Source organism: Thalassotalea sp. G20_0 (assembly GCF_017744175.1).
Taxonomy (GTDB): Bacteria; Pseudomonadota; Gammaproteobacteria; order Pseudomonadales; family Endozoicomonadaceae; genus Endozoicomonas.
The window spans coordinates 1-525 of the sequence record NZ_JAGHQV010000530.1; the positions used below are offsets into that span (position 1 = coordinate 1).

Sequence of the window (525 nt, forward strand, 5' to 3'; positions counted from 1 at the left end):
GAATCACCAGTTTCAGGCGAGGATGGTCGTGTTTTGTCTGCGCCAGAAAACGTCTTATTGCCGCTTTTTCACAATCATTTTTTGTGGAACCATCCTGTCGGCAAATCGCTTCCGGCGCTAAAGGAATAACGGTTTTTCTGGGCGGATGGATGATACAGCCGCCTGTAGTATTGTGGTAAAAGGTTTGATTTTTCTTGCCCTCGTTTTTAATGCAGCAGTCATCACATCGGCAGGTTCCCGAATAAAAGAGGCCAGTATCATCAATAGGAACCAGATAAAGATCTTGGATGCTGTCAAAACATTCTGACACTGTTTTTATCAAGTAAGAAGCACTGAATTGCCTGACATTTTTCTGAATAGCCGTACCCATGACTGACCCGACGACAACGATTGAGTAACATACAATTTCTGGCGAAGAATTGTGCGGGCATGATTTTTTTACCTATTCTGCATCTCATGTAGCTGTAGTGCTTCAGGATTCGTCGGGAATTGCTGTGACAACTGGTTTATCCTTGCAGGAACTCT

General features: G+C 43.8%; 1 pseudogene. It reads right to left on the bottom strand.

Annotated features, from left to right (window positions below):
• Positions 1-370: pseudogene (locus J7438_RS27405) on the bottom strand (hypothetical protein); the annotation flags it as partial.
• Between the last annotated feature and the right edge of the window lie 155 nt (positions 371-525).